Source organism: Denitromonas ohlonensis, from assembly GCF_007625205.1.
Classification (GTDB): domain Bacteria; phylum Pseudomonadota; class Gammaproteobacteria; order Burkholderiales; family Rhodocyclaceae; genus Nitrogeniibacter; species Nitrogeniibacter ohlonensis.
Map to the genome: position 1 here is coordinate 83,724 of NZ_VMNI01000022.1, position 13,899 is coordinate 97,622.

12 protein-coding genes are annotated in these 13,899 nt (G+C 64.8%); 6 read left to right on the plus strand and 6 right to left on the minus strand.

Annotated features, from left to right (window positions below; translation table 11 throughout):
* Window positions 1-24 precede the first annotated feature (24 nt).
* From FHP89_RS19455 to FHP89_RS19480, 6 genes are read left to right on the plus strand one after another with little or no spacing between them, the layout of a single operon-like run.
* On the plus strand, window positions 25-504 hold the full coding sequence (locus FHP89_RS19455) for a hypothetical protein (protein ID WP_144176123.1): 480 nt from the start codon (window positions 25-27) through the stop codon (window positions 502-504).
* 15 nt (window positions 505-519) lie between these two features.
* Window positions 520-1,833: an AmpG family muropeptide MFS transporter gene (locus FHP89_RS19460; protein ID WP_391525966.1), complete on the plus strand. Its 1,314-nt coding sequence runs from the start codon at window positions 520-522 to the stop codon at window positions 1,831-1,833.
* Complete coding sequence (locus FHP89_RS19465) at window positions 1,830-2,552, plus strand: uracil-DNA glycosylase family protein (protein ID WP_144176124.1); 723 nt, start codon at window positions 1,830-1,832, stop codon at window positions 2,550-2,552. Before FHP89_RS19460 ends, FHP89_RS19465 begins: the two co-directional genes overlap by 4 nt.
* 1 nt (window position 2,553) lies before the next feature.
* Entirely contained in the window at window positions 2,554-3,453 is a 900-nt protein-coding gene (locus tag FHP89_RS19470; RefSeq protein WP_144176125.1) for an ROK family protein, read from the plus strand.
* Window positions 3,450-4,145 carry an MOSC domain-containing protein gene (locus FHP89_RS19475; protein ID WP_260851683.1) on the plus strand — a complete coding sequence of 232 codons (696 nt, stop codon included), beginning with the start codon at window positions 3,450-3,452 and terminating at the stop codon, window positions 4,143-4,145. Before FHP89_RS19470 ends, FHP89_RS19475 begins: the two co-directional genes overlap by 4 nt.
* A complete protein-coding gene (locus tag FHP89_RS19480) occupies window positions 4,138-4,395 on the plus strand; it encodes a PGDYG domain-containing protein (protein ID WP_222105453.1) in 258 nt (85 codons plus the stop codon). Before FHP89_RS19475 ends, FHP89_RS19480 begins: the two co-directional genes overlap by 8 nt.
* A gap of 6 nt (window positions 4,396-4,401) precedes the next feature.
* On the opposite strand, the gene FHP89_RS19485 is transcribed toward FHP89_RS19480, so the two are convergent.
* The 6 genes from FHP89_RS19485 to FHP89_RS19510 form a co-directional block, all read right to left on the minus strand.
* Window positions 4,402-6,573, minus strand: a complete 2,172-nt coding sequence (locus tag FHP89_RS19485; protein ID WP_144176126.1) for a primosomal protein N' — start codon at window positions 6,571-6,573, stop codon at window positions 4,402-4,404.
* A 406-nt stretch (window positions 6,574-6,979) separates the two neighbouring features.
* Window positions 6,980-8,050, minus strand: a complete 1,071-nt coding sequence (hemE, locus tag FHP89_RS19490; RefSeq protein WP_144176127.1) for a uroporphyrinogen decarboxylase — start codon at window positions 8,048-8,050, stop codon at window positions 6,980-6,982.
* 91 nt (window positions 8,051-8,141) lie between these two features.
* Window positions 8,142-9,605 (minus strand): TrkH family potassium uptake protein, encoded by a 1,464-nt coding sequence (locus tag FHP89_RS19495; protein WP_144176128.1) that lies wholly within the window; start codon window positions 9,603-9,605, stop codon window positions 8,142-8,144.
* Between the two features lie 16 nt (window positions 9,606-9,621).
* The gene (locus FHP89_RS19500; protein ID WP_144176129.1) at window positions 9,622-11,079 is read right to left on the minus strand and encodes a TrkH family potassium uptake protein; all 1,458 of its coding nucleotides are present in this window, start codon (window positions 11,077-11,079) and stop codon (window positions 9,622-9,624) included.
* A gap of 67 nt (window positions 11,080-11,146) precedes the next feature.
* Entirely contained in the window at window positions 11,147-12,550 is a 1,404-nt protein-coding gene (gene trkA / locus FHP89_RS19505) for a Trk system potassium transporter TrkA (RefSeq protein ID WP_144176130.1), read from the minus strand.
* 97 nt (window positions 12,551-12,647) lie between these two features.
* A complete protein-coding gene (locus FHP89_RS19510) occupies window positions 12,648-13,898 on the minus strand; it encodes a sigma-54-dependent transcriptional regulator (protein WP_144176131.1) in 1,251 nt (416 codons plus the stop codon).
* Window position 13,899: the final 1 nt, after the last annotated feature.

The following is a 13,899-nucleotide window of genomic DNA, read 5'->3' on the forward strand; positions in this document are numbered from 1 at the left end:
AAGTCGACGCGCTGGAGACGAGTGATGGGCCAGGTGCCCCCGTTGGTTTTGCTGTTGAGTGGAAGCTTGTTGGCCGGCTGCGAGCCGGCGCCAAACACCGAGCCTGTGCAGGCACCGGTCGAAGAGCGCGCTGACCCCGCCTTGCGTGATGCCGGCGTGGCAGCCCGCGAAGCCCTCGAAAAAGCGGGCGAAGCCCTCAAAAAACTGGGTGAAGCGGCAACCGGCAAGGCCGAAGAAACCCTCCCCGAACCGCCAGAGATGACGCAACCGGACGCGCCGGTTGAAGAAAGAACGCTGGTGCCCATTGATCTGGCGGGTGACGGGCCGATTGATGAAGTCCGCGATTCCGGCGCAGCCACCGCCGAAGCCGCAGCGCGTTTTCTGGACGCGACCCGTAAAGCCGCAGCCAAGGTGAAGGAGGCGGGCAAAGGTGTGGTCGAGGCGATGCGTGATGACGCGCCCGAAGATGCGCCGGCAGATGCTGCCGATCATGTCGTCAAATAAGGTCTTCACCCCGTCGTGACCCAGCCCGCCAATGTCGCGCCCGCCAGCGCCGAGCGTCGTAACTGGCGAGATGTGCTGCTTAATCGGCGCATGCTGGTGTGCATCTTCACTGGTTTTGCCTCCGGCCTGCCACTCTATCTGCTGCTCAATCTGATCCCCGCCTGGCTGAAGACGGAAGGCTTGTCGCTGAAGGCCATCGGTGCGTTTGCGCTGATTCAGTTTCCCTACACCTGGAAATTCCTCTGGGCTCCCCTGCTCGATCGCTTTGGCATTCTGCCGGTGCTCGGTCGGCGTCGCAGCTGGATGCTGGTCACACAACTCGGGCTGTTGGCGTCGATTGCGTGGTTGGGCCGGCTGTCACCCACCGATCAGCTCACCCTGGTGGTGGCTCTCACCGCGGTCATCGCGCTGTGTTCGGCCACGCTCGATATTGCGCTGGACGCGTTTCGTCGTGAGATTCTGGCGGACGAAGAACTCGGTCTGGGCAATGCGATCCATGTGAATGCCTACCGTATCGCCGGCCTGGTGCCCGGTTCGCTGTCGCTGATCCTGGCCGATCATCTGCCCTGGTCGCAGGTTTTCCTGATCACCGCGGCCTTCATGCTGCCCGGCATGATCATGACCTTGATGGTGAATGAGCCCGCGGCGGCAAGCAATCGGCCGCGCACCCTGCGCGACGCGGTGGTCGAGCCCTTCCATGAATTTTTCAGTCGCCATGGCGTGCAATCGGCGTTGTGGGTGCTGGCGTTCATCTTCTTGTACAAGCTAGGCGATTCGTTGTGCACCGCGTTGGCCACGCCCTTCTACCTCGACATGGGTTACAGCAAGACCGAGATCGGCGTGATTGCCAAAAATGCCGGACTGTGGCCAATGGTCATCGGCGGCATCCTCGGTGGCATCTGGATGGTCAAGTTGGGCATCAACCGGGCGCTGTGGCTGTTCGGCGTGGTGCAGATCGTCACCATTCTCGGTTTCGTGTGGCTGGCCTGGCTGGGGCCGGCACCGTCTGACGCGGCCCGACTGGTGGTGCTGGCGACGGTGATCGCCGGCGAAGCCGTTGGCGCCGGGCTGGGCACCACGGCCTTCGTGGCCTACATGGCGCGCACCACCCACCCGGCCTATTCGGCGACTCAGCTGGCCTTGTTTACCAGCTTGATGGCGGTACCGCGCACCTTCATCAATGCCTCCGCCGGCTGGCTGGTGGAGGGCATGGGCTGGTTCAATTTCTTTCTGTTGTGCTTTGTGTTGGCGATTCCCGGCATGGTGTTGCTGCTCAAGGTGGCGCCATGGCGGGCGGGGCCGGCGCCCGCCTTGGGGGCAAGGGCATGAGCGCATCTCACCCGCTGATCACGGCGGCAAAAAAACTGTCGGCACAGGTGGATGCCTTGCAGTTTTCACCGCCGGTGTCCTATGTGTATAACCCGCTCAGCTACGCGTGGCCGGTGCATGAAGCCTATCTGCGCCGCTATGGCAGCGGGCGAAAAAAAGTGGTGTTGATGGGTATGAATCCCGGCCCCTTTGGCATGGTGCAGACCGGTGTGCCCTTTGGTGAAGTGGCCATGGTGCGCGACTGGATGGGCTTGTCTGGCGAGATCGGCCACCCTGCCGTCGAGAACCCGAAGCGCCCGATTGAAGGCTTTGGCTGTACGCGTTCCGAGGTCAGCGGTCGGCGTCTGTGGGGACTGTTTCAGGACCGCTTCGGCACCGCCGATGCCTTCTTCGCCGATCATTTCGTGGCCAATTACTGTCCGCTGGCGTTCTTTGATGGCGGGCGCAACCTCACGCCCGATAAATTGGCCGCGGTTGAAATGGCGCCGGTGATGGCCGCCTGCGATGCCCATTTGCGCACGCTGATCGAAGCGCTGTCGCCCGAGTGGGTGATTGGTGTCGGCGCCTGGGCCGAACAACGTGCGGCCAAGGTCGCCGCCGGCTTGCCGGTGAACATCGGCCGGGTGTTGCACCCCAGCCCGGCCAGCCCCGCCGCCAATCGCGGCTGGAGTGAAGCCGCGACGCGTCAGATGCTGGCGCTCGGGGTGTGGGCCGACTGAGATGTTACGCATCGGGGTGGATCTGGGCGGCACCAAGATCGAGGCGATCGCACTCGATGGGGCCGGTCGGGCGTTGGTGCGCGAGCGCATCGCGACGCCGCAGAACGATTACATGGCCACGGTGATGACGGTGGCTGGTCTGGTCGAGCGCATGGAACAGTCGCTGGGTGAGCGTGCTCACGTCGGCGTTGGCACGCCGGGGGCGATCTCGACGCTGACCGGCTGCATCAAGAACGCCAATTCCACCTGTCTGAATGGCCAGCCCCTGCTGCGGGATCTTCAAACCGTGCTGCGCCGTAAAATTCGTCTGGCCAACGATGCCAATTGCTTTGCCGTGTCCGAAGCGACGGATGGCGCAGCGCGCGGCGCCAGGACGGTGTTCGGGGTCATTCTGGGGACCGGCGTGGGCGGTGGTCTGGTCATTGATGGCCGTGTGCTCGGTGGTGCGAATGCGATTGCCGGGGAATGGGGTCACAACCCGCTCGCCGATGAGGACGCCGCCCCGCCCTGTTATTGCGGCCGCAGCGGCTGTGTCGAGACCTGGCTGTCGGGGCCGGGCATGGCGGCGGATCATCGTCGCCACGGCGGCGAGGCCATTGATGCGGCCAGCATCTCGGCGCGCGCCGAGGCCGGCGATGTGGCCTGCGAGGCGAGCTTTCTGCGCTATGCCGATCGCTTGTCGCGCGCGCTGGCAAGCGTCATCAATATCGTGGATCCTGAGGTGATCGTGCTCGGTGGCGGCTTGTCGTCAATGGCCCGCTTGTACACCGAGGTGCCGGCGCGCTGGGGTCGGCACGTGTTTTCGGATGCGGTGTCCACCCGGCTGCTGCCGCCCATGCATGGCGACAGCTCTGGCGTGCGCGGCGCAGCGTGGTTGTGGCCGTTGGAGGATGGTGAGTGAACGAGATACTGGGTGGGCCGGTGACGGTGTTTGCCGGCGGGCTTCGGCCGCTGCCCCCGGAGGGGCAGATGACGGGCATGTTCAAGACGCGGCTGGACGCACCCGTGCTGTGCACCCGCGAGGGTCTGGTCGGCGACATGCAGGCCGACCGACGCTATCACGGCGGGCCGGACAAGGCGGTGCATCTTTACCCGGCGGACCACTACGCGCGGCTGGTTGCGGCGTTTCCCGCGCTGGCCGGTCAGGTGGGGCCGGGCACGCTCGGCGAGAATCTGTCGGTCGCCGGCGTGGATGAAACGCAGGTGTGTCTGGGCGATGTGTTTGCCTTGGGCGAGTGCCGATTGCAGATCACCCAGTCGCGGCGTCCGTGCTGGAAGATTGACCATCGATTGGGTGTCAGTGGCGCATCGCGCCGGGTGGCCGATGAGGGCATCACCGGCTGGTATTTTCGGGTGCTGGACGAAGGCTTGATTGCGCCTGGCGATGACATGATGTTGGTTGAACGGCCGAATCCGGACATTTCGCTGGCCCGGCTGTGGGCCGTGGAGACGGCGCATCGACCGGCGGTGGATGAAGTACGCGCGTTGTCACGCGCAGAAGGTCTGTCGGCGGGTTGGGCCAAGAAGCTGGCCCAGCGCGCGGACTGGCTGGAACGGCAAGCGGATGGGACGAACGGAGGCTCGAATGATTGAGATCAAACGCCTGCCCGATGGCAGCCATGAATGCGCCAGCGCCCTGCCGGACGCCGTGCGAGCGGTCAAGAAGCCGATCCCGCTCGAGGTGCGCCGCATGCCCGAGGCCTTCGTGGTCGAGACCATGGAGGGGCGCATGCAGGGCAAGGCCGGCGACTGGCTGATCACCGGCATCGACGGGGAGATGTATCCTTGCGATGCGGCGATCTTTGCCAAAACCTATGACGTGGTCGACGGCGACGCGACTTAAGCCGGGCTAGACGTCCAGCGGATCCACATCCACCCGCCAGCGCAGCTCGCGACCAGCCGGCAGGCGATACAGGCGCGGCACCCACACCCCGAGAAACTGTTGCAGCGCGGCGCGCTCGGTCGATTCGACCAGCAGCTGCGCACGTTCGCGTCGGGCCAGCCGGTGCATGCGCATGGGTACCGGGTCGTAGAGCATCAGCGCGGCTGGCAGGTCGGCCATCGCGTCGTCGCGCGCGCGTTGCAGGAAGGCGATGGCGTCTTCGAGTTGCGGCGCGTCGGCGCCGAGCATGGCCTGGAAGGTGAAGGGCGGAAAGCCGGCCTGACGGCGCTCGTCAAGTGCGAGGCGGGCAAAGGCGTCGGCGTCCTGGCGCTTGAGACACTGGAACAGCGGATGATCGCCGAACTCGGTCTGGATCAGCACTTCGCCGGCGAGGTGGCTGCGCCCGGCCCGCCCACCGACCTGCATCAGCTGCTGGAACAGACGCTCCGGCGCGCGAAAATCCGAGGCGTAGAGCGCGGCGTCCGCGCCGACCACGCCGACCAGCGTCAGGCGTTCAAAGTCGTGCCCCTTGGCCATCATTTGGGTGCCGACCAGGATGTCGGCCTCGCCGGCATGGATTTTGGCCAACAGCGCCAGCCAGTCGCTGCGCGTGCGGGCCACGTCACGATCGACCCGCAGTACACGCGCGTCCGGGAAGCGCTCGGTCAGATGGACTTCGAGTTTTTGCGTGCCGCGCCCGAGCGGTTGCAAGTCCTGCTCGCCGCAGTCCGGACAGGCGATGGGAATCGGGCTGTCGAAGCCGCAGTGATGACATCGCAGGCGCTTATCCTTGAGGTGTACCACCCGGTTGGCGGCGCAATGCGGGCAGGCACTCACCCATTCGCAGGACGGGCAGGCCAGCACCGGGGCGAAGCCGCGCCGGTTGAGAAAAATGAGGCTCTGTTCCTTGCGCGCCAGGCGCTGCCCGATGGCCTCGATCAGCGGCTTGGACAGGCCGCCGTCGAGTTTGGCGCGGCGGGTGTCGATGAGGCGTACGGTCGGCATCTGCGCGGCCACGGCGCGGCGGGTGAGGCGCAGGTGACGGTAGCGGCCGTCGGTGGCATGACGCCAGCTTTCGAGCGAGGGCGTGGCCGTGCCGAGCACGATGGGCACGGCTTGATGATGCGCGCGCCAGACGGCGACATCGCGCGCCGAGTAGCGCACGCCTTCCTGTTGCTTGTAGGAGGGGTCGTGCTCTTCGTCGACGATGATCAGGCCGAGCCGTGGCAGGGGCGTGAACACCGACAGCCGGGTGCCGAGCACGATGTCGGCGTCGCCTTCGAGGGCGCGCAAAAAACCGCGAGAGCGGGCCATGTCGCCGGCGCCGGAATGCAGCGCGACGATGCGAGCATGCGGAAAGCGTTCGGTGATGCGAGACTCGAACTGCGGGGTGAGGGCGATCTCCGGCACCATCATCAGCACCGTTTTGCCCTCGGCCAGGCTGCGCTCGGCCAGACGCAGATAGACCTCGGTCTTGCCGGCGCCGGTCACGCCTTGCAGCAAGACCGGGAAAAAGCCCGGTTTGGCGGTGGTGATGGCCTCGAGAACGGCGCTTTGCTCGTCGGTCAGCGTCGGCAGCTTGGGCGGCGTCAGCGCCGGGTTGGCGGGTGCGGCCGGATACACCCACTGGCGGCGTAATAGGTCGGCGGTGGCGTCGCCATCGGGCCATTGGCGGGCGACCGATTTGCGGGTCGGGCCGGCTTCGACCAGCGCGGCGAGATGACGCCGGGCCTTGGAGGGGCGGCCGCCTTCGTTCAGTGCGGTGTGGCCGGCGGGGGTGAGTGCCAGCAGGGGGTCATCGTCACGGATGTCGACCGTCGTGGCGCGGCGAAGCTCGGGCGGCAGCGCCAGCGCCATGACTTCGCCCACCGGGGCGTGGTAGTAGCGGGCGACGAAACGGGTCAGCGCCAGCCAGTCGGCGCTCATCGCCGGGGTGTCACGCAGGATCTGTTCGACGGGTCTCAGGCGGGCCGGCGAGATGTCGCTGGTGGCCGGCAGTTCGACGATGACGCCGGTCTCGATCCGGCGGCCGAAGCGCACCCGAACACAGCGGCCGACATCGGTCAGGACGGCATGATCACACGTGTAATCAAAGAGTTGCGGAACCGGGACAGGGATCGCAACGCGAACGATGCTCATTAAAAGCGATGCCTGTTTTCATCAAAACCATTTAAAACAATGGTTTACGTGATGTTCTAGAGAATGAGTCTGGGAAAAGCGACTAAACCCTTGCCGAGAAAACGCATTCGCGGCTTGCTCACAAAACCTGTGGATAACTTTGTGAGCAATACGGGGAAATGCCGCCTAAGCCCTTGATTCGCCGAGGCATGAAAACCGTCAGCCAGACAAATAAACCGCAAAATTCTTTGTAAATCAATAAATTAGCTTGTAATGCAAATGCCATCTACCAAGAGTCGCACTTTTAGGGTGCAGTGTGGATCTTGTGTATAAGTCAACCCCGAAAACACGATTATTCGGCTTGACGCCCCAGGGTTTTTCCTGAGACTGCGCGCCCTGGCCGGCATGCCGACCAGGGCGCGTGGCGTCAAGCCGATTGCCGCAGCTGTCGGCTGTATTGGTGGACGGTGTCGACCAGCACGCTGACGTTTTCGGGCGGCGTGAATTGCGAGATGCCGTGGCCGAGGTTGAACACATGGCCGGCGTGCGGGCCGAAGGAGTCGAGCACGCGGCGGGCTTCCATGGCGATGGTGTCGGGGGTGCCGAACAGGATGGACGGGTCGATGTTGCCTTGCAGGGCGACCTTGTCGCCGACGCGCTGGCGCGCTTCGCCGATGTCGATGGTCCAGTCGAGGCCGACGCCGTCGCAGCCGATGGCCGCGATCGATTCCAGCCACAGGCCACCGCCCTTGGTGAACACGATGTTGGGCACGCGGCGGCCGTCGGCTTCCTTGGTCAGGCCGGCGACGATGCGTTCCATGTATTGCAGCGAAAACTCGCGATACGCGGCATGCGACAACACCCCGCCCCAGGAGTCGAACACCATCACGGCTTGCGCGCCGGCGGCGATCTGGGCGTTGAGGTAGGCAATGACCGCTTCGGTGGTGATGTCGAGGATGTGGTGCAGCAGATCCGGGCGGGTGTAGGCCAAGGTCTTGATGTGCTGGTAATCGCGCGAGGAGGCGCCTTCGACCATGTAGCAGGCCAGCGTCCAGGGGCTGCCGGAGAAGCCGATCAGTGGCACACGGCCGTCGAGCGCGCGGCGGATTTCGGAGACGGCGTCGACCACGTAACGCAGCTCGCCGTGCGGATCGGGGGCGTGCAGCGCCTTGATGGCGGCTTCGTCACGCAGCGGGCGCTCAAAGCGCGGGCCCTCGCCTTCGGCGAAGTACAGGCCGAGGCCCATGGCGTCGGGGACGGTGAGAATGTCGGAGAACAGAATGGCGGCGTCGAGCGGGAAGCGATCCAGCGGTTGCAGCGTGACCTCGCAGGCCATGGACGGGCTCTTGCACAGCTGCAGGAAGCTGCCGGCGCGCTTGCGGGTTTCGCAATATTCGGGCAGATAGCGGCCGGCCTGGCGCATCAGCCACAGCGGGGTGTAGTCGGTGGGTTGGCGCATCAGCGCGCGCAGGAAAGTGTCATTGCGCAAGGGGCTCACGAAGGTGTCCTTGTTCGTCTTGAATCGGTCAATAGGCGATTATCCGGTTTTTGACGCCAGACGCACACCGATGGCGTCAAATTCGTGCCGATTACTTGCGCCAGAAGGTCGGCGTGAGGACCACCAGCAGGGTAAATACTTCGAGTCGGCCGATGATCATGGCGATCGCGCAGACCCAGGTCTGGAAGTCGGTGAGTACGGCGTAGTTGCCGGCCGGGCCGAGGGCGTTCATGCCTGGCCCCGTGTTGTTGATGCAGGCAATGACCGCCGAGAAGGCGGTGACTATCTCCAGGCCGCTGCCGCCGAGCAGGAGGGTCAGGATGATGATGCTGACCATGTAGATGAAGCCGAAGGCCAGCACCGCGTGCAGGATGGTGTTGGGCACCACCGCCCGGCCGAGCTTGACCGGGCGCACGGCGGCCGGATGCAGGGCGAGGGTGATCTCACGAAACACCTGCTTGTAGAGGATGATCGCGCGCACCATCTTGATGCCGCCGCCGGTGGAGCCGGAGCAGGTGACGAAGCTGCACAAAAAGAGCAGCCACAACTGGCTGAACATCGGCCAGGTACCGTAGTCGGTGCTGGCCAGGCCGAGCGAGGTGGAAATCGACACCACCTGGAAGGCAACATGGCGCAGCGTGGTGGGCAGCGTCATGGGCGCGGGCTGCGCCATCAGGAAGGCGGTGAGCATGAGGATGCTGCCAAGCACAACCAGCGCGAAGAAGCCGACCTCGGTGTCCTCTCGGTAGGGCGTCAGACTCCGTTTGTGCAGGGCCCGGTAGTGGGTGGCAAAGTTCAGGCCGGCGGCGCAGGCGAAGACGATGATGACGCCTTCGATCAGCGTGCTGTCGTAGTGGGCGATGGAGTTGTCCCAAGACGAGAAGCCGCCCAGGCCCATCACTGAAAAGGCATGGATCAGTGCCTCCCAGCCTGGCATGCCGGCCAGCCACAGGGCGATGCCGCAGGCCAGCGTGAGGGCGGCGTAGGTGACCCACAGGGCTTTGGCGGTCTCGGTGATGCGCGGGGTGAGGCTGGACTCCTTCATCGGGCCCGGCGCCTCGGCGCTGAACATCTGCCGGCCGCCGATACCCAGCAGCGGCAGAATCGCCACCACAAGCACGATCACGCCCATGCCGCCAATCCAGTGCAGAAAACAGCGCCACAGGTTGATCGACAGGGGGAGCTGATCGAGGCCGGACAGCACGGTGGCGCCGGTGGTGGTCAGCCCGGAGGCGGCCTCGAAGTAGCCGTCGGTCAGCGACAGCTCCGGGAGGTACAGGACCAGCGGAAGCATGGCGAAGACCGGCAGAATCAGCCAGGTGGCGCTGACCAGCAGAAAGCCGTCGCGGGTGCGCAGGTCGCGGCCGGAGTGTCGTGCGCCGTACCACAGGGCCAGGCCGACGCCGAAGGTGATGAGGATGGACGCGTCGTAGGCGGTGGTCGCGCCGTCGTGCAGAAAGAACGAGACCGCCAGCGGAAAGCCCATCATCAGGCCAAAGATCATCGTGATCAGACCGAATGCACCAATGACCGGGGCGTAGCTTCGGGCGTTCATGCGGGGCGTGTGGGGCTTATTTACGCCAGAACGCGGGCGTCAGGACGACGATCAGGGTGAACAACTCGAGGCGGCCCAGCAGCATGGCGAAGGCACAGACCCAGGTCTGGAAGTCGGTGAGCACGGCATAGGTGCTGGCCGGGCCGACCGCGTTGAGGCCGGGGCCGGTGTTGTTGAGGCAGGCGATCACGGCGGAGAAGGCGGTGATCAGCTCCAGCCCGGTGGCCGACAGCACCAGAGTCAGCGAGACGATGGTGACCATGTAGATGAAGCTGAAGGCCAGCACCGCGTGCAGGATCTTGTCGGTGATCTGCGCCTTGCCGAGTCGCACCGGCTTGATCGCGCTGGGGTGGATAGCGCGGACCACCTCGCGGAACACCTGCTTGTACAGAATGATGGCGCGCATCAGCTTGATGCCGCCGCCGGTGGAGCCGGAGCAGGCGATGAAGCTGCCCAGAAACAGGATCCACAGCTGCGCAAACATCGGCCAGAAGGTGTAGTCGGAGGTGGCGAAACCTAGCGAAGTCGACAGCGAAATGGTGTGAAAGGCGACGTAGCGCAGCGTGTTGGCGAAGCCGTCGTACACGTTGAAGGTGCTCAGATACAGGCTGAGCGCGATGATGCTGACGGTAAGGACGCCGAAGTAGAAGGGCAGCTCCGGGTCCTTGAGGTAGGCCTTGGGCGAGCGCTGGCGCAAGGCCATGAAGTGGGTGGCGAAGTTGATGCCGGAGAGCAAGGCAAAGCTCATTGCCACCAGCTCGATGGGCACACTGTTGAAATGCCCGAGGCTGGCGTCCTTGGTTGAAAATCCGCCCAGCCCCATGATCGAGAAGGCATGCATCAGCGCATCCCAGAACTCCATGCCGACCGCAGTGAGGCTGCTCGTACAGGCAACGGTCAGCAGCAGATAGACCACCCACAGGCCCTTGGCGGTCTCGGCAATGCGCGGCGTGAGGCTGGATTCTTTCATCGGGCCCGGGGTCTCGGCCTTGAACATCTGCCGGCCACCGATGCCGAGCAGCGGGAGAATCGCCACCGCCAGTACGATCACGCCCATGCCGCCGATCCAGTGCAGGAAGGTGCGCCAGAAGTTGATTGAGATCGGCAGGTTGTCGAGGCCCGACATGACCGTGGCGCCGGTGGCGGTCAGCCCGGAGGTGGCCTCGAAATAGGCGTCGGTGAAGGACATGTCCGGCACGTAGAGCCACAGGGGCAGCGCGGCGAACACGGGCAGCGCCACCCAGGTCAGGACGACCAGCAAAAAGCCGTCGCGCACCCGCAGGTCGCGCTTTCGGCTGCGCGTCGTTGCCCACAGCAGCAAGCCAAAAGCGAAGGTGATGAAGATGGATTCGTCGTAAGCGGTGAGCGCGTTGTCGGCGTGCAGCCAGGACACCGACAGCGGAATGCCCATCAGCAGGCTGAAGATCAGGATGATCAGGCCGAGCGGATTGAGTACCGGGAAATAGCGCTGCATCTTAGCGGCGGGCCGGCGGCAGCGGATGGGTCGGGAGCATGGACAAAATCACGTGACAGCGCGTCGCTCAGAAGAACGAGAAGTCGACCTGGAACAGCTTCTCGACTTGTCGCACGAGCTTCTTGGACGTACAGAAGACGATCAGGTGGTCTTCGGGCTTGATCACGGTGTCGTGGTGGGCCATCAGCACGGTGGGGCGGCCGGGCGAGTCGTCGGTGACGTCTTCCATGCGCACGATCGCGCCAATGGTGGCGCCGCGCGGAAGGCGGATGTCTTCGATGGCGCGGCCGACCACCTTGGAGTTCTTCTCGTCGCCGTGGGCGATGATCTCCAGCGCCTCGGCCGCGCCGCGGCGCAGGCTGTGCACCGCCACCACGTCACCACGGCGGACATGTGCCAGCAGCGAGCCGATGGAGGTCTGTGCCGGCGAGATGGCGATGTCGATATGGCCGCCCTGCACCAGATCCACATAGGACTTGCGGTTGATCAGGGCCAGGGTGCGGCGTGCGCCCATGCGCTTGGCCAGCGAGGCGGACATGATGTTGTCTTCCTCGTCGTTGGTCAGCGCGACGAACATGTCCATTTCGTCGATGTTTTCGTTCTCGAGCAGATTCTCGTCGGTCGAGTCGCCGCGCAGCACCAGGGTGTCGTTCAGCTCGATGGCGATCATCTCGGCGCGGCGCTTGTCGTATTCGAGGACTTTGACCTCGTAGTCTTTTTCGATGGCGCGGGCCAGACGCAGGCCGATGTTGCCGCCGCCGGCGATCATGATGCGGCGCATCGGGCGGTCGACATGGGTCAGCTCGCGCATGACCCGGCGGATATTGGCGGAGGCGGCCAGGCAGAAGACTTCGTCGCCCGGCTTGATGAAGGTGTCGCCCTCGGGAATGATCGGCTCGCCGTCGCGGTAGATGGCCGAGACGCGCACTTCGATGTTGGGCATGTGATAGCGCAGCGCCTTGATCGGGTGGCCCACCAGCGGGCCGCCTTCAAAGGCGCGCACGGCGATCAGGCTCAGTGCGCCGTCGGCGAAGTCGACCACCTGCAGGGCTTCGGGGAACTCGATCAGCCGGCGGATGTAGTCGGTGACGATCTGCTCGGGGCAGATCGAGAAATCGACCGCGAAGTTATCCAGACTCAGCAGTTCCGGGTGGTCGACGAAGTCCGATGAGCGCAGCCGCGCGATGCGGGTGGGCAGGTTGAACAGGGTGCGGGCAATGCGGCAGGCGCACAGATTGGTCTGGTCGGACTGGGTGACGGCGATCAGCAGATCGGCGTCGTCGGCGCCCGCTTCCTTGAGCACCGAGGGCGAGGCCGCGTTGCCGCAGACGGTGCGCAGATCGAGTCGGTCTCGCAAGGTGGCCAGGTGGTCGGCATCGGTGTCGACCATGGTGATGTCGTTGGCTTCCGAGACCAGGTTTTCGGCCACCGAAGCGCCGACCTGTCCTGCGCCGAGGAGAATGATTTTCACGTGTCGAGTCGCTGAACCAGTGCGAAAGTTGGGCCGATTCTACGCCCTTTGTCTGAGCGATGGCCAAGTTTTTGTGCGGCGCACAATCTGCGCAAGATCATGCGTTCTCGTTCCGCCGACCGGTTTGTATGCCGAGTTGCTTGAGTTTGCGGTAGAGGTGCGTGCGTTCCAGGCCGGTCTTTTCGGCGAGGCGCGTCATGTTGCCGTTCTCGAGGCGCAGGTGATAGTCGAAGTAGATGCGTTCGAAGGCCTCGCGCGCCTCGCGCAGCGGCAGATCGAGTTGCAGGCCCGCGGCGGCGGGCTGGGGGTCGAGCATGCGATGCACGTCCTGGTGCTCGATGCTTTCCTCGAGCGTGCCCAGCGCCAGTGAGCGGACGGCGGCGCGCAATTCGCTATAGCCGCCCGGCCAGGCATGAGTGCGCAAGACATTGAGGGCCGCGGTGCTGAGCTTCCGGTTGGGCACCTCGCCGGCTTCGACCAGATGCACCAGCAGCTGCTGCGCCAGATCGGGGACGTCGTCGCGGACGTCCGCCACGGACGGCACCGGCAGGCTGATCTCGAATAGTCGGTGCAGCAGCGCGGTGTCCCAGCCGGCGGCTTCGAGGCTGTCGGCGCTTTGGTCGGTGGCGGCAACGAGGTGCAAGTCGTAGCGCTCGAGGCGCTCGAGTGCAAACGCGAGGTTCTTTTGCTGTGGCTTGGAGAGGCGCGACAGTTCGGCGATGTACACCGCCCCGCCCTGGTGTTTTTGCAGGAGTTCGACATCCAGGGGGCCGCTGATGGCGCTCAGGTCGAGCCAGGCGTCGCTGCGGCGGCCGGGCAGGCTGCGCGCGGTGAGTTCGGCCAGAGAGCCACTGCCGACCCGCAGCAGCAGGTGGCGGGAGCGCGCGGTGATCTGTTCGAGCTGCTTTTTGAGGTCGCGCAGGACGGTTGAGCGCGGAAAGGCGTCAAGCGTCAGCGCCGCGACCGTCTTGATGCCGCCACTGGGTTGGGCGGTCAGCGCCCGCTTGATGGCGGCGAGCAGTTTTTGCAGGCCGATGGGCTTTTCGAGATAGTCGATGGCGCCGATGCGGGTCGCTTCAACGGCGGTGTCGATGGTGCCGTGGCCCGACATCATGATGACAGGCATGTTGAGCTGGCCGTTGGCCGACCATTCCTTGAGCAAGGAAATGCCGTCGGCATCTGGCATCCAGATGTCCAGCAACACCAGATCGGGCCGGTTGGCGTGGCGGGCGGCGCGAGCGCTGGCGGCGTTCTCGGCCAGTCGAACGGTGTAGCCCTCGTCGCGCAGAATCTCTGAGAGCAGTTCGCGGATGCCGACTTCGTCGTCGACGATCAGGATGGATGGCATG